The following is a 14,021-nucleotide window of genomic DNA, read 5'->3' as shown; positions in this document are numbered from 1 at the left end:
CTGCGCCCGCCTCGGCGGATGGACCGGCTACTACGGAAAGCCCGGCCCCATCGTCATGTACGAGGGGTGGCTTGAGTTCCAGGCCATGAAGCGCGGCGCAAACCTCCTCACGCGAGGCGATGTGTGAATCCGGTAGCCCGCAAGGGGGAGGGGAGCGGACCGATCGCGCGGCGAGATTGTGGGCTCAATCGGCCGACCGAGCCATTGTGGTCGTCTACGGCTTCACCGGCGCCGGCGGCCCGTACGCCCCGCGCTCTGCCGCTGGCGCCTTCTCCCGATCGCCCGCCAGCACGCGCTGCACCGAGACGAAGAACACCGGCACCATCAAGAGGGCCAGGATCACCACCGCGATCATGCCGCCCATCACGTTGGTGCCGAGCGCCTGCTGGCTGGCGCCGCCGGCGCCTGTCGCCATCGACATCGGCAGCACGCCGCAGACGAAGGCGAGGCCGGTCATGATGATCGGGCGGAAGCGCAGCGAGCAGGCCTCGATCGTCGCGGCGACCAGCGGCTTGCCGTGGGCGCGCAGATCCTTGGCGAACTCGATGATCAGGATCGCGTCCTTCGCGGCGAGGCCGATGATCGTGATCAGCGCCACCGTGAAGTAGACGTCGTTGGACAGGCCCCGCAGGTTGGCGGCGACGACGGCGCCGAGGATGCCGAGCGGCACCGTCAGCAGCACCGCCAGCGGAATCGTCCAGCTCTCGTACAGCGCGGCGAGGCACAGGAACACGACCAGCGCGGACAGGCCGAGCAGCAGCGGCGCCTGCGAGCCTGAGAGCTTCTCCTGCAGCGACTGGCCGGTCCATTCATAGCCGAAGCCGCGCGGCAGCTTGGCGGCGAGCCGCTCCATCTCGTTGAGCGCATCGCCCGAGGTGAAGCCCGGCCTCGCCTCACCGGAGATGCGGATCGCGGGATAGTAGTTGAAGCCGGCGATCTGGGTCGGTCCCTTGGCCCACTGAATGGTCGCGAAGGACGAGAACGGCACCAGCTGACCCTTGGCGTTCTTGACGCTGTAGTTGAGGATGTCGTCCGCGTTCATGCGGCTGATGCGGTCGGCCTGCACCACGACGCGCTGCATGCGGCCTCGGTTGGGGAAGTCGTTGACGTAGTTCGAGCCCAGATTGGTCGAGATCGTGTTGTTGATGTCCTCGAAGGTGACGCCGAAGGCGCCGGCCTTCTCACGGTCGATCATCAGATTGACCTGGGGACCCTGCGGCAGGCCTTCGACATAGACCTTCTGCAGCACCGGGCTGGCATTGGCTTCCGCAATCAGCTGATCCGCGGCCGCGACGAGCGCGGTATAGCCTTTCTGGCCGCGGTCCTGCAGGCGGAAGCTGAAGCCCGAGGAGTTGCCGAGATTGTCGATCGGAGGCGGCTGCAGCGCGGTGATCTTCGCATCGCGCAGGCCGGCGAGATCGCGGTTGATGTCGGCGACCAGCGCCGCGGCGCTGTCGTGCTTGCCGCGCTCCGACCAGTCCTTCAGCGAGATGAAGGCCTGCGCGGTGTTGACGCCCTGGCCGGCATAGCTGAAGCCGGTGAGGAAGGTGACGTCGTCGATGCCGTCGCGCTTGGCGAGATACTTCTCGACGGCTTCCACCGCAGCTTGCGTCCGCGCGTAGGACGAATCCGCCGGGGTATGGACGTCTGTCGTGATGAAGCCCTGGTCGTCGACCGGCAGGAAGCCGCCAGGCAGCTGGATGAAGGCCCAGGACAGGCCGACAATGAAGATCGCGTAGATCAGCATCAGCCGTCCGGTGCGCTTCAGCGCGCCGCCGACCACGCCGGTGTATTTGGTGCGGCTGACATCCATGAAGCGGTTGAACCAGCCGAACACGCCGGTCTTGGCGTGGCCGTGCCCAGCCTCGACCGGCTTCAGCAGGGTCGCGCACAGCGCGGGAGTCAGCGACAGCGCCAGCAGCGCCGAGAAGCCGATCGCCGCGACCATAGTGACCGAGAATTGCCGGTAGATGATGCCGACCGAGCCGGGGAAGAACGCCATCGGCACGAACACCGCCATCAGCACCAGCGTGATGCCGATGATCGCGCCGGTGATCTGGCCCATCGCCTTGCGCGTCGCCTCCTTCGGCGACAACCCCTCCTCGCTCATGATGCGCTCGACGTTCTCGACCACGACGATGGCGTCGTCGACGAGGATGCCGACCGCGAGCACCATGCCGAACATCGTCAGCATGTTGATGGAGTAGCCGACCAGCATCAGCGTGGCGCAAGTACCGAGCAGCGCGACTGGCACGACGATGGTCGGGATGATGGTGTAGCGGATATTCTGCAGGAACAGGAACATCACCACGAACACCAGCACCACCGCTTCGACCAGGGTCATCAGCACGCGCTTGATCGAGGCCTTCACCACCGGCGTGATGTCGTAGGGGATCTCATAGGTGATGTTGGACGGGAAGAAGCGCGACAGCTCCTTCATCTTGGCCTCGACCGCGCTGGCGGTCGCCAGCGCGTTGCCGGTCGGGGACAGCAGCACGGATAGACCCGCGGTCGGCTTGCCGTTGAGGCGGGTGTTGAACTGATAGCTGAGGCCGCCGATCTCGATGCGCGCGACGTCGCGCAGCCGCACCGTCGAGCCGTCGGCATTGGCGCGCAGGATGATCGCGCCGAACTCGTCTGGCGAATCGAGCTGGCCCTTGACCAGCACCAGCGCGGAGGTGCGCTGCACGGTCGTGGCCGGCTCGGCGCCGATGCTGCCGGAGGCCACTTGCGCATTCTGCGCGCCGATCGCCTTGGTGACGTCATCGGCGGTGAGGCCGTAGCCGATCAGCTTGGCCGGATCGAGCCAGACGCGCAGCGAGCGCTCGGTCGAATACAAGGTGGCGCGACCGACGCCGGGGATGCGGCGGATTTCGCCGAGCACGTTGCGGATCATGAAGTCGCCGAGGCCGACCTCGTCGAGGCTGCCGTCGGTCGATTGTAGGGTGATGATCTGCAGCACCGCGGCAGAGGCTTCCTCGACCAGGATGCCCTGCTGGATGACCGCGCGCGGCAGCCGCGCCTCGACCCGCTTGAGGCGGTTCTGCACCTCGACCGAGGCGTCGTTGGTCGACGTCCCCGGCACGAAGTTCGCGGTGATCTCGACCTGGCCCAGCGAATCGCTGGTCGATTCGAAATTGAGGATGCCGGAGGCGCCGTTGAGCTCCTCCTCGATCAGCCGCGTGACGCTGTTGTAGAGGTTCTCCGGCGACGCGCCGGGGTAGCTGGTCGAGATCGAGATCGAGGGCGGCGCGATGATCGGATATTGCGCCACCGCCAACAGCGGAATCGCGATCGCGCCGATCAGGCAGATGAACAGCGCGACCACCCAGGCGAAGATCGGCCTGTCGATGAAGAAGCTCGGCATCGGGACTTACCGCGACGCAGATTTGGTTTCGAGCTGGGTCGCCGAACTGACCTCCGTCCAGGTCTGCGGCGCGACCTTGTCGCCGGCGGCGAATTTCTGGAAGCCGTCGACCACGACCTTGTCGCCGGCGCGCAGGCCGTCGGTGATCAGCACCAGGCCGTCCTGCACCGGGCCGGTGCGGATCGGGCGCGCGATCGCGCGGTTGTCGTCGCGAATGACGTAGACCTCGGAGCCGCCGGCGGCGTTGCGCTGCACCGCCTGCTGCGGCACCGCGACGGAATCGCTGTCGATGCCCTGCTCGATGCGGACGCGGACATACATGCCGGGCAGCAGCTCGCGCTTCGGATTGGCGAACTCGCCGCGCAGCGTGACCTGGCCGGTCGCCGCGTCGACCTTGGCGTCGGAGAACAGCAGCCGGCCGGGAATCGAATAGGGCGTGCCGTCATCGAGCACGAGGCGGACCTTGATCGCGTCGGGCGCGATCTGGTCGAGATCGCCGGACTCGAAAGCGCGGCGCAGGCGGTTGAGCTCGCTGACGGACTGGGTGAAGTCGGCGTAGATCGGGTCGAGCTGCTGGATCGTCACCAGCGAGGTCTCGTTCTGCACAGCGATCGCGCCTTCGCTGACCTGGGCCGCGCCGACGATGCCGTCGATCGGCGCGCGCACGGTGGCGTAGTCGAGATTGAGCTGGGCGCGCGCGAGGTCCGCCTTGCGGGCCTCGATGTCGGCCGCGGCCTCGCGCTCCCCGGAGATCGCCTTCTCATTCTCCACGGCGGGCGCAGCGCGCTCCTTGAACAGCTGCGCGATGCGGTTCGCCTGCTGCACGGCGCGCTCATGCACCGCCTCGGCCTTGGAGAGTGCGGCGCGGCTCGACAGGATCTCCACCTCGAACGGTTTCGGATCGATCCGATAGAGCGGATCGCCGGCCTTCACCTCGCTGCCCTGGCGGAACAGCCGCTCGACGATGATGCCGGACACGCGCGGCCGCACATCGGACACGCGGGTCGGCGCGATGCGGCCGGGCAGCTCGCGGACGATCGCCCGCGCCTTCTGCTCGACGGTGATGATGCCGACGTCGGGAACGACGACCTGATCGTTTGCGGAAGCCTGGGCGGGAGTGGTTTCGTTGCAGCCAGCCAGCGGCAAGGCCGCTGCAAGCATCAAGGCACTGCCGAGCAGCGGCGCGCGAAGACGAGACATGGACGGTGGAGCCCCTCGATCATGTTGAGAAATAGTCGACCGGATGACCGGGTGATGGCGCCATTCTGGTGCCGAGCGTGGCCGCACCATAAAAGCGCGCTGCTGCGACGCAATGCAGCAGTCGGGCGGCTGTATGTCACAGCTATTAGACGACTGATCTCAAACGCGTTTTCGGGACTCACCCAATTGTGAGCGCATTGTGGCGACGAAGTTCCCGTGGGTTCCGCACAGCGAAACGCGAATCCCCGCGGGTTCCACCCAGCTCGGCTGCTGGGTCGCGTCAGTCCACCGGACGCAGGCGATAGTGGCTGACGCCCCATTCGCGACCTTCGTCGTGGCCGAACAATCCCGCGGTGGCGAGGAAGAACCAGCGCCAGCGGCGCATCCACAGCGTGGTGTCGTCGCCATAGACCGGCTGCAGCGTCTCGAGGATGCGCTCGCGATCGGCGTCGAAATTGGCGAGCCAGTCCTTGGCCGTGCGCTGATAATGCGTGCCGCTCCAGCGCCATTCCTTGTCGACCGCGAACAGATCGTCGAACTGCCGGATCAAGGTATGGCTCGGCATGATGCCGCCGGTGAAGAAGTGCTGCGCGATCCAGTCCTCGCGATCGTTGCGGTCGAACAGATAAGAGCCGGTGCGGTGGGTGAAGATGTGCATGAACAGCCGCCCTTCCGGCTTCAGCCACGACCTCACGCGTGACAGCAGCTCGCGCCAGTTCATCATGTGCTCGAACATCTCGACCGAGACGACGCGGTCGAAGCGCCCGTCGGGCGCGAACGCGTTCATGTCGGCGGTGATCACGCGCAGATTGAGCAGACCGCGAGCCTGCGCCATCTCTTCGATGGCGCGGCGCTGCGAGTGCGAGTTTGACACCGCCGTGATCTTCGCATGCGGGAACTGGCGGGCCATGAACAGCGACAGCGAGCCCCAGCCGCAGCCGAGCTCGAGAATGCTCTGGCCGTCCTGCAGGTCGGCATTGGCGACGGTCTGGCGCAGCGCCTCCTCCTCGGCCTCCTGCAAGGTCGAGACCGGCTCCTTATAGAAACAGCAGGAATATTTGCGGTTCGGCCCGAGCACGCGGGCGAAGAACGCGGCCGGCACCTCGTAGTGCTGGCTGTTCGCCGCGTCGGTATGCTCGGCGATCGGACGCGTCGTCAGCAGGCGGGCGAACTCGGCGTCGCCCATCGCATTCACGCCGCCGAGCCGAGTCGCGGTGCGCGCGCACAATTCGTAGATCGCGGCACGGATGACGGCATCGGGCAACGGCACGCGTTCGGCGGCGCCGATGATGGTGGAAATGAAGCTCATGCGGTGGCTCCGTTGCGCGGCGGGAGGGGAAAGAAGGCGCTGGTGCGCGCCTGATAGGCCCGGTAGCGATCGCCGCGCGAGCGCAGCATCTGCTGTTCCAGCGGCGGGATGCCGGTGACGTGGACCAGGATGTAGTACATCAGCAGCGGCGCCAGCAGGCTGGCGAGCCCCCAGGGGTTGTCAGATGACAACGCGATGACCGGGTAAGCGAGCCAGCACACCCATTCAAAAAAGTAGTTGGGGTGCCGCGACCAGCGCCATAGCCCGACGTCGCAGACCTTGCCCTTGTTCGCCGGGTTGGTGCGGAACGCCTTCAGCTGGGCATCGGCCAGGCCCTCGCCGGCGATGCCCGTGAACAGCACGAGGATGCCGAGATAGTCCTGCAGGCGCAGCTCAGGGGCCGGCGCGTGGGCGGCAACGAACATCGCGAACACCAGGGGAATCGCGCCCCAGGCCTGCTGCTGCAGGAAAACGAACATTCGCCGCGGCGCGGCCTCGCCCCATTGCCGGGCGAACTCGGCGTAACGGGGATCGTCGTCGATGCCGCGGCTGCGCGCTGCGACATGGCTGCCCAGCCGCAGCGACCAGATCGCAACCAGCACCGCAACCAGCAATTGCCGCGCATTGGGAGCTGCGCCGTCCACGGGCCAGATCGCGCCGGCGGCCCCGACGAGGCCGACGGAAAATGTCCAGATCGTGTCGACCCAGCCGGAATTCCCGGTCCGCTGCTGCACCATCCAGGCCACCGCCATGAGCAGGGAGAGCGCCAGTGCCAGCGCCAGCAGCGCCTGCAGATATTCAACGACGGTCATGACAAAGCCCGGGCATTCCCGCTAGAAATGGTCCACGGGACTAACTACGCCGCGAATGTCCGCCGGTTTCAGCCATAGTTCCGTGCAGGGATAGGGATTGCGCCGATCGCGGCTGTTCTCCCGACCCTGCTATGCCATAGTGGATTTTCGGGACCGGTCCCCCGCAACGGATGTCATCGATAATGCCCCAAGGCTCCCCTCACCAAGGCTCCCCTCCCCGCTCCGCGATGTCAGTCGAACCGACCAAATTGTCGACGCCCCGGATCTTCCTGGTGCGGATGCTGGTCTTCCTGGTGCTGTGCGCCCTGGTCGGGGTCGTCCTCTACAAGCAGATCGTCATGGCGTTCTTCGCCAATCCCGGCCTCAACGCCTTGATCGGGGCGGTGCTCCTGATCGGCGTCATCCTGGCGTTCCGGCAGGTCGTCCGGCTGTATCCGGAAGTGTCCTGGGTGAACAATTTCCGCATTGCCGATCCCGGCCTGGCGGTGCCCCGCCACCCGGTCCTGCTGGCACCGATGGCCGCCATTCTCGGCCGGGAGCGCACCGGGCGGATGTCGATCTCGCAGCAGACCATGCGGCACCTGCTCGACTCCATCGCCACCCGGCTCGACGAGGCCCGCGACATCTCCCGCTACATGACCGGCCTCCTGGTCTTCCTCGGCCTGCTCGGCACCTTCTGGGGCCTGATCGAGACGGTCGGCTCGGTCGGCAAGGTGATCGACGGGCTGAAGGTCGGCGGCGACGCCGGTGCGCTGTTCGATACCCTCAAGGGCGGCCTGGCCGCGCCGCTGAGCGGCATGGGCATCTCGTTCTCGTCCTCGCTGTTCGGCCTCGCCGGCTCGCTGATCCTGGGCTTCCTCGATCTGCAGTCGAGCCAGGCGCAGAACCGCTTCTATACCGATCTGGAGGACTGGCTGGCCGGCACGGTGCGCGAATATGGCGGCACCGGCGACACCGGCGCCGACCTCTCGGTCGCCATCGAGCGGCTGCGCACCGCGATGGAGGAAGGCTCCAACCGCGGCGCCACCGCCGCGATGGCCAACCTCGCCGAGGCGATCCAGGGCCTGGTCGCGCACATGCGCACCGAGCAGCAGATGATCCGCGAATGGGCCGACGGCCAGGGCGAGCAGAACCGCGAGATCAAGCGGCTGCTGGAGCGGCTCGCCCGGCAGACGGAGAAGAGCTAGCGCGATCTTCGCGCTCGCGTTTGCAGTTCTGAGGAGACGCTGAATGGCGCTTGCCCGTTCTCGCCGGGGAGAGTCCGGCCTCAACTACTGGCCGGGGTTCGTCGACGCGCTCTCGACGCTGGTGCTGTCGATCGTGTTCCTGCTGACCGTGTTCCTGGTGGTGCAGTTCTTCCTGTCGCAGGAGGTCACCGGCAAGGACAAGGCGCTGGAGCAGCTCAACGCCAAGATCGCACAGCTCAACGAGATGCTGTCGCTGGAGAAGCTCGGCAAGCTGTCGCTGGACGACCAGGTCGCGCAGCTGCGCGCCGGCCTGTCGAATGCGGAGGCCGAGCGCGACCGCATCAAGGGCCTCTATGACGGCCTCGCCAACGTCGGCAGCAACGCGACCGGCCGCGCCAACGAGCTCAACCGGGCGCTCGAGTCCGAGAAGCAGGTGACGGCGCGGGCGCTGGCGCAGATCGAGGTGCTCAACCAGCAGATCAGCGCGCTGCGCCGCCAGCTCGCCGCGCTCGAGGATGCGCTCGACGCCTCCGAGAAGCGCGACAAGGAATCGCAGAACCGCATCGCCGATCTCGGTTCGCGGCTGAACGTCGCGCTGGCGCAGCGGGTGCAGGAGCTGACGCGATACCGCTCGGAGTTCTTCGGCCGGCTGCGCGCCATCCTCGGCAACCGCCCCGACATCCGCGTCGTCGGCGACCGCTTCGTGTTCCAGTCCGAGGTGTTCTTCGACACCGGACAGGCGACGCTTTTGCCTGAAGGCCAGCAGGAGCTGAACTCGGTGGCGACCGCGCTGGTCGATCTCGACAAGCAGATCCCCTCCGAGATCTCCTGGGTGCTGCGCGTCGACGGCCACACCGACGTCAGGCCGATCAACAGCCCGGTGTTCAAGTCGAACTGGGAGCTCTCCTCGGCGCGCGCGATCTCGGTCGTCCAATATCTGATCTCGCTCGGCGTCCCCGCCCAGCGCCTCGTCGCGGCCGGCTTCGCCGAGTTCCAGCCGCTCGACGCGGCCAACACGGAAGAGGCCTTCCGCCGCAACCGCCGCATCGAATTGAAGCTGACGGAGCGGTGACGTCGCGCTTCACCCTGCGGGCCTATCGCGCCGAGGACGAGGACGCGGCGATCGCGCTGTGGCAGGAGACGTGGCAGCTCGCTTATCCCGCGATCGATTTCACCGCGCGGGTGCCGTGGTGGCGCGAGCGATGGCGGAGCGAGCTGGTGCCGAAGGCTGAGGTGATCGTGGGGGAGAGCGAGGGCGTGCTCGCAGGGTTCGTGACGATCGATGCCGCGGGCTATCTCGATCAGCTTGTGGTGTCGCCGCAGCATTGGGGATCACCGCTAGCGACTCAGCTCGTTGAGTCCGCCAAGCAGCGATCCCCACGCGGCATCACGCTGCTGGTGAACAAGGACAACGCGCGCGCCATCAGCTTCTACAAGCGCAACGGCTTCGTCGATGCCGGCGAGGACGTCAACCCGACCTCGGGCCGTCCCGTGCTGCGGATGGCGTGGGCGCCTTAACGACATCCCAAATCGCAGCCACACCCACCGCTGTCGTCCCGGACAACCGAGCGCAGCGAGGGCAGATCCGGGACCCATACCCCGCAGCAGATTTTTTGCGAAGAATAGTGTGGCGAGCTTTGCCCGCCAAACGTCCGACCGGGGTTATGGGCCCCTGCGTTCGCAGGGGCGACACCAGGGATGTAGCGATCAGCAAACTACACTATCACCCCGCATCACAGCTACATCCACCGCCGTCGTCCCGGACAACCGAGCGCAGCGAGGGCAGATCCGGGACCCATACCCCGCAGCAGGTGTTTTGCGAAGAACGATGTGGCGAGGTTGTCCCGCCACATCGACGACCGGGGTTATGGGCCCCTGCGTTCGCAGGGGCGACACCGAGCAAGCCGAGAGGCCAACTACACGCCGCGAAACAGCACGCCGATGGTCAGCACCACGAAGGCGATCGCGAGCGCGTCGAAGGCGTGGGCGGCCGAGAGTAGCGGCACCGAGGCGTGCATGTAGTGCGCGAGCATTGCGACGAGCGCGAGCACAAGTGCGATGGCGAAGATCACGAAGGACGGGGGCGTGAGGGCAAAGCTGCCACGGCGATAGGGCATGGTCATTCATCCTGTGCGATAGGCGCCACAGCATGAATGGCGCCGTGAAGTTTCGCGCAGGGAACGTACAAAGCTGGAGAAAGGTTGCAGGGCCTGCAACGAGAATTCGCGCTGTTGCCTGCAACCCACATTGTTGCCGAAACTACACGGTCTCGAACTGTAGCCGTGCCAGCCGCGCATAGAGCCCATTGGCCGCCACCAGCGACGTATGCGTGCCCTGCTCGACGATGCGGCCGCGGTCCATGACCAGGATGCGGTCGCAGGACAGCACGGTCGCGAGGCGATGGGCGATCACCAGCGTCGTACGGTCCTTCATCAGGCCTTCGAGCGCGGTCTGCACGAGCGTTTCGCTCTCGGCATCGAGCGCCGAGGTGGCCTCGTCGAGCAGCAACAGCGGCGCGTCGCGCAGGATGGCGCGGGCGATCGCGATGCGCTGGCGCTGGCCACCGGACAGGGTCACGCCGCGCTCGCCGAGCTGCGTCTCGAATCCCTCCGGCAGGCGCCGGATAAACTCGCTGGCATGGGCGAGATCGGCAGCGCGCTCGACCTCGGCGTCGGTGGCCTCGGGCCGGCCGAAGCGGATGTTCTCGCGCGCGCTGGCCGCAAACACCACGGATTCCTGCGGCACCAGCGCCATGCGCTCGCGCACCTTCCGCGGATCGGCAGCGCGCACCGGCACGCCATCGACCGAGATCACGCCGGAGGCCGGATCGTAGAAGCGCAGCAAGAGGTGAAACAGCGTGCTCTTGCCGGCGCCGGACGGGCCGACGATCGCGACCTTCTCACCGGCGCGGATCGCGAACGACACGTCCTCGAGCACGCGGACATCGGGGCGGCTCGGATAGGCGAAGCTGACGCGGTCGAACCCGATGTCGCCGCGCGCCGGCTCCGGCAGCGCCGTCGGATGCGCCGGGGCCGTGATCTCCGGCTGCACGTGCAACAGCTCGAACAGCCGCTCGGCGGCACCGGAGGCGGCCGAGACTTCGCCCCAGACCTCGGAGAGCTGGCCGAGACCCGCGGCAGCGAAGGCAGCGTAGAGCACGAACTGGCCGAGCCGGCCGGCGCTGATGTTGCCGGTCAGCACGTCGTGCGAGCCGACCCAGAGGATCGCGACCACGCTGGAGAACACGATGAAGATGATGATCGCGGTGAGCACGCCGCGCGCCTTGGTCGAGACCCGCGCCGCCTCATAGGCCTGCTCGACCTCGCCGCCGAAGCGCCCCGCCGCGAGCTTCTCGCTGGTATAGGCCTGCACCGTCCTGATCGCGCCGACCAGTTCCGACGCGTAGGCCGATGCATCGGCCAGCGTGTCCTGCGCATTGCGCGACAGCCGGCGGACCCAGCGGCCGAACGCCACCAGCGGCAGCACGATCAGCGGGATCGCCAGCAGCACGAACAGCGACAGCTTGGGGCTCGTGAACACCATCATCGCGGTGGCGCCGAGAAACAGCAGCAGATTGCGCAGCGCGATCGACACCGAGGCGCCTGCAGCCGATTTGATCTGCGTGGTGTCGGCGGTGAGCCGCGACACCAGCTCGCCGGAGCGCGCGGAGTCGAAGAACGACGGCGACAGTGACATCAGATGCGCGAACACGTCGCGCCGGATGTCGGCGACGATGCGCTCGCCGATGGTCATGACGAGGTAGTAGCGGGCGGCGCTCGCCAGCGCGAGCACGGCGACCACTGCGATCATGACGCTGAAATAGCTGTTGATCAGCTCGATGCCCTTCGGCGTGAAGCCGAAATCGATCATGCGGCGGACCGCGACCGGCACCAGCAGCGTGGTCAGGGCGGCGACCGTGAGGGCCACCAGGGCGAGGAAGGCGCGGACGCGGTAGCGGGCGATATAGGGAGCCAGCGCCAGCAGCGGGCGAAGCTTGGAGCGGCGGACCGGGGCGGCCGGCTCGGTCAGTGCCTCGACCGCGGCAACGGCGTCGCCGACCGGATCCTGCGCCGAGGGGGCAGCGCTCTGCCGCTCGTCAAGCCGTTCCACTGCACTCATGGGGCCACCTGAGAATTCAAGAATTCATCCAATCTGTCGTCGTGATAGGCCTGCCGCACCAGACTTGGCAAATCCGGAAACATACCAAGGTGGGGAGACGAGCCCCGGCTTGTTGCGTGACCTTGGCTTGTTTTGGGCGGGACCTTGGGCTATAGAGCCCGCCAATTGTCCCCCTTCAGCGACGACAGGATCAGGCGCGGCCGCGCCCCGTCACGTCTTCGCATCACGCCGTAGGATCTGCCATGAAAGCCGACATTCACCCGAATTATCATACGATTACCGTCGTGATGACCGATGGCACCGAGTACCAGACCCGCTCGACCTGGGGCAAAGAGGGCGACAAGCTCAACCTCGACATCGATCCCAAGTCGCACCCGGCCTGGACCGGCGGCACCCAGCAGCTCATGGATCGCGGCGGCCGCGTCTCGCGCTTCCAGAAGAAGTTCCAGGGTTTCCTCAAGAAGGATTGATGCCTGCCGGGGCCGCCTGCGCGGCCCAAAATCGGCTCAAGGCCAGTCTTCGACAGACTGCTCACAGCAAAACGCCCCCGGACACGGGGGCGTTTTTGTTTGGGCCGATGGGGGGTCGTCCAGGCCATGGGCCCGGCCAGAGCCGAGCCGCCCGCCAGGGGCTTATTGCTCGAAAGCGGCCTTCAGCCGGTTCAGGTGGGGAACCAAGGGATTGCCGATCGCGCTCTGGTCCGGCGGCGGCGAATGGATGGTGGCGTCGAGGCGGCGGACCCGGCCCTGCAGGCTCATCGAGCGCGCGATCAGGTCCTGCAGCTGCTGCGGCAGCTTCTCCAGCAGGTCGACCGGGCCGGGATCGGCGGCGGTCAGCTTGACCTTGGTCTTCTCGCGGTTGGCCTGGCCGAGGGTCATCTCGCCCTCCTTCACCGCGCGGTGCAGCAGCAGCCAGGAGGCGAGCTGCATCAGGCGCGTGGTGAGGCGCATGCTCTCGGTCGCGTAGGTCAGGCTGACGGCGCGGTCGAGCGCCTTGGCTTCATTGCGGCCCTCGCCGTCGAGATAGGCGGCGGTCTCCTCGACCAGATCCATGCCTTCCCGGAACAGCGCGCCGAATGCAGCAGAGTTGGTGAGCCGCTCATTGAACTGAACAAGAGCGCCATCGCCCAGCAAACGGTCCGACATGGTTAACGCCTCTTATACGCGACTGATGACATCGTCCGGCAACCGTGCCGGTATGATGAACAAATCATTGCGCGGCCGGTTTCGAGAGTCCAGCAGCAACGCCTAATATGGTTTCCACGGCGTGGGACGTGCCGTGCTCGCCTACCACTTGCGGCTACGCCCCGACTGATGCGGCCGAGTCGCTCCACCTGATCAGTTAGCAAACACAATCGCGGCAATAGTGTGCGGTCCGAGAAGGATGTCGTGACTCTCGCGCTGCTACGCACAAGGTCGTTCGGGTATGCCTCGATTGATGACCGACACGCCGTCGTCAAGCCAGACTGGGAATGATCGTTCCTGGAGATTGCCGGCTGCGGCCTCCGTGCGGTCCGCTGGGTTAGCAAACCCCACACCACTGGCGGTGGGCTTCCGGATGGCTGGCGCGCAAAAAAAGAGCCGCCGTTGCCGGCGGCTTTGAAGTTGATAACAGGGAGGCGTCAAACAGAGTGGACAGGAGCCACTCAGTGTCCAAACGAGGACGGTTCCGGTTGTAAACGCGAAAGCTTAATCAACCGTAAATGGCAGAAACTTTTCAAACTTCGTTAGCCATGTCGGCCACTGGCCGACCGTGTTTCCACGTGCCGCGGAACGAGGTCAGGATTTGAAGATGCTGGCGGCGGCGTCACGCGAGGCGCGCTTCTTGGCGACCGCCTGCTCGATGCGCTCGATCTCGCCGCGCAGCAGCGCGATGCGGCCGGTCAATTCCTCGACCGAGAGCATCGACAAGTCCTGGCCGATCTCGTGCGAAGCGGCCTTGCGCGGCCGGTCGTCGTCCTCGTTTGCCATCTTACCCCTCTCCCGGTTGCCAGCGGGGCCCGGGCTGGCTTAAGCACGCCGCAACAC

The 14,021-nt window shown here is 66.4% G+C and carries 12 protein-coding genes; 4 read left to right on the top strand and 8 right to left on the bottom strand.

Features of this window, described 5'->3' with window-relative positions; genetic code table 11:
• Positions 1 to 214: 214 nt before the first annotated feature.
• From BRAO375_RS16660 to BRAO375_RS16645, 4 genes are all read right to left on the bottom strand, one after another.
• On the bottom strand, positions 215 to 3,367 hold the full coding sequence (locus BRAO375_RS16660) for a multidrug efflux RND transporter permease subunit (protein ID WP_009028634.1): 3,153 nt from the start codon (positions 3,365 to 3,367) through the stop codon (positions 215 to 217).
• 6 nt (positions 3,368 to 3,373) lie between these two features.
• On the bottom strand, positions 3,374 to 4,567 hold the full coding sequence (locus BRAO375_RS16655; RefSeq protein ID WP_009028633.1) for an efflux RND transporter periplasmic adaptor subunit: 1,194 nt from the start codon (positions 4,565 to 4,567) through the stop codon (positions 3,374 to 3,376).
• A 280-nt stretch (positions 4,568 to 4,847) separates the two neighbouring features.
• Entirely contained in the window at positions 4,848 to 5,876 is a 1,029-nt protein-coding gene (locus tag BRAO375_RS16650; protein WP_009028632.1) for an SAM-dependent methyltransferase, read from the bottom strand.
• Positions 5,873 to 6,688 carry a DUF1295 domain-containing protein gene (locus BRAO375_RS16645; RefSeq protein ID WP_009028631.1) on the bottom strand — a complete coding sequence of 272 codons (816 nt, stop codon included), beginning with the start codon at positions 6,686 to 6,688 and terminating at the stop codon, positions 5,873 to 5,875. The genes BRAO375_RS16650 and BRAO375_RS16645 overlap by 4 nt, the downstream gene beginning before the upstream one ends.
• 227 nt (positions 6,689 to 6,915) lie before the next feature.
• Between BRAO375_RS16645 and BRAO375_RS16640 the strand changes: the two genes are divergently transcribed.
• From BRAO375_RS16640 to BRAO375_RS16630, 3 genes are read left to right on the top strand one after another with little or no spacing between them, the layout of a single operon-like run.
• Positions 6,916 to 7,875, top strand: a complete 960-nt coding sequence (locus BRAO375_RS16640) for a MotA/TolQ/ExbB proton channel family protein (protein ID WP_244423208.1) — start codon at positions 6,916 to 6,918, stop codon at positions 7,873 to 7,875.
• Positions 7,876 to 7,918: 43 nt separating this feature from the next.
• On the top strand, positions 7,919 to 8,947 hold the full coding sequence (locus tag BRAO375_RS16635; RefSeq protein WP_009028629.1) for a peptidoglycan -binding protein: 1,029 nt from the start codon (positions 7,919 to 7,921) through the stop codon (positions 8,945 to 8,947).
• Entirely contained in the window at positions 8,944 to 9,393 is a 450-nt protein-coding gene (locus tag BRAO375_RS16630) for a GNAT family N-acetyltransferase (RefSeq protein WP_009028628.1), read from the top strand. The genes BRAO375_RS16635 and BRAO375_RS16630 overlap by 4 nt, the downstream gene beginning before the upstream one ends.
• Positions 9,394 to 9,791: 398 nt before the next feature.
• Here BRAO375_RS16630 and BRAO375_RS16625 read toward each other — a convergent pair whose 3' ends face one another.
• Together BRAO375_RS16625 and BRAO375_RS16620 are read right to left on the bottom strand one after the other, a co-directional pair.
• A complete protein-coding gene (locus BRAO375_RS16625) occupies positions 9,792 to 9,992 on the bottom strand; it encodes a hypothetical protein (RefSeq protein WP_006614616.1) in 201 nt (66 codons plus the stop codon).
• A 142-nt stretch (positions 9,993 to 10,134) separates the two neighbouring features.
• Positions 10,135 to 11,994 carry an ABC transporter ATP-binding protein/permease gene (locus BRAO375_RS16620; RefSeq protein ID WP_009028627.1) on the bottom strand — a complete coding sequence of 620 codons (1,860 nt, stop codon included), beginning with the start codon at positions 11,992 to 11,994 and terminating at the stop codon, positions 10,135 to 10,137.
• A gap of 242 nt (positions 11,995 to 12,236) precedes the next feature.
• On the opposite strand from BRAO375_RS16620, the gene rpmE reads away from it, so the two are divergent.
• Entirely contained in the window at positions 12,237 to 12,464 is a 228-nt protein-coding gene (gene rpmE / locus BRAO375_RS16615) for a 50S ribosomal protein L31 (protein ID WP_015664357.1), read from the top strand.
• A 162-nt stretch (positions 12,465 to 12,626) separates the two neighbouring features.
• Here rpmE and rcdA read toward each other — a convergent pair whose 3' ends face one another.
• Complete coding sequence (rcdA, locus tag BRAO375_RS16610) at positions 12,627 to 13,139, bottom strand: protease adaptor protein RcdA (RefSeq protein ID WP_009028625.1); 513 nt, start codon at positions 13,137 to 13,139, stop codon at positions 12,627 to 12,629.
• Between the two features lie 633 nt (positions 13,140 to 13,772).
• Complete coding sequence (locus BRAO375_RS16605) at positions 13,773 to 13,964, bottom strand: DUF1192 domain-containing protein (RefSeq protein WP_009028624.1); 192 nt, start codon at positions 13,962 to 13,964, stop codon at positions 13,773 to 13,775.
• Positions 13,965 to 14,021: the final 57 nt, after the last annotated feature.

The organism is Bradyrhizobium sp. ORS 375 (assembly GCF_000239775.1).
Taxonomy (GTDB): domain Bacteria; phylum Pseudomonadota; class Alphaproteobacteria; order Rhizobiales; family Xanthobacteraceae; genus Bradyrhizobium.
This window is presented reverse-complemented; position numbering and strand designations above follow the sequence as displayed.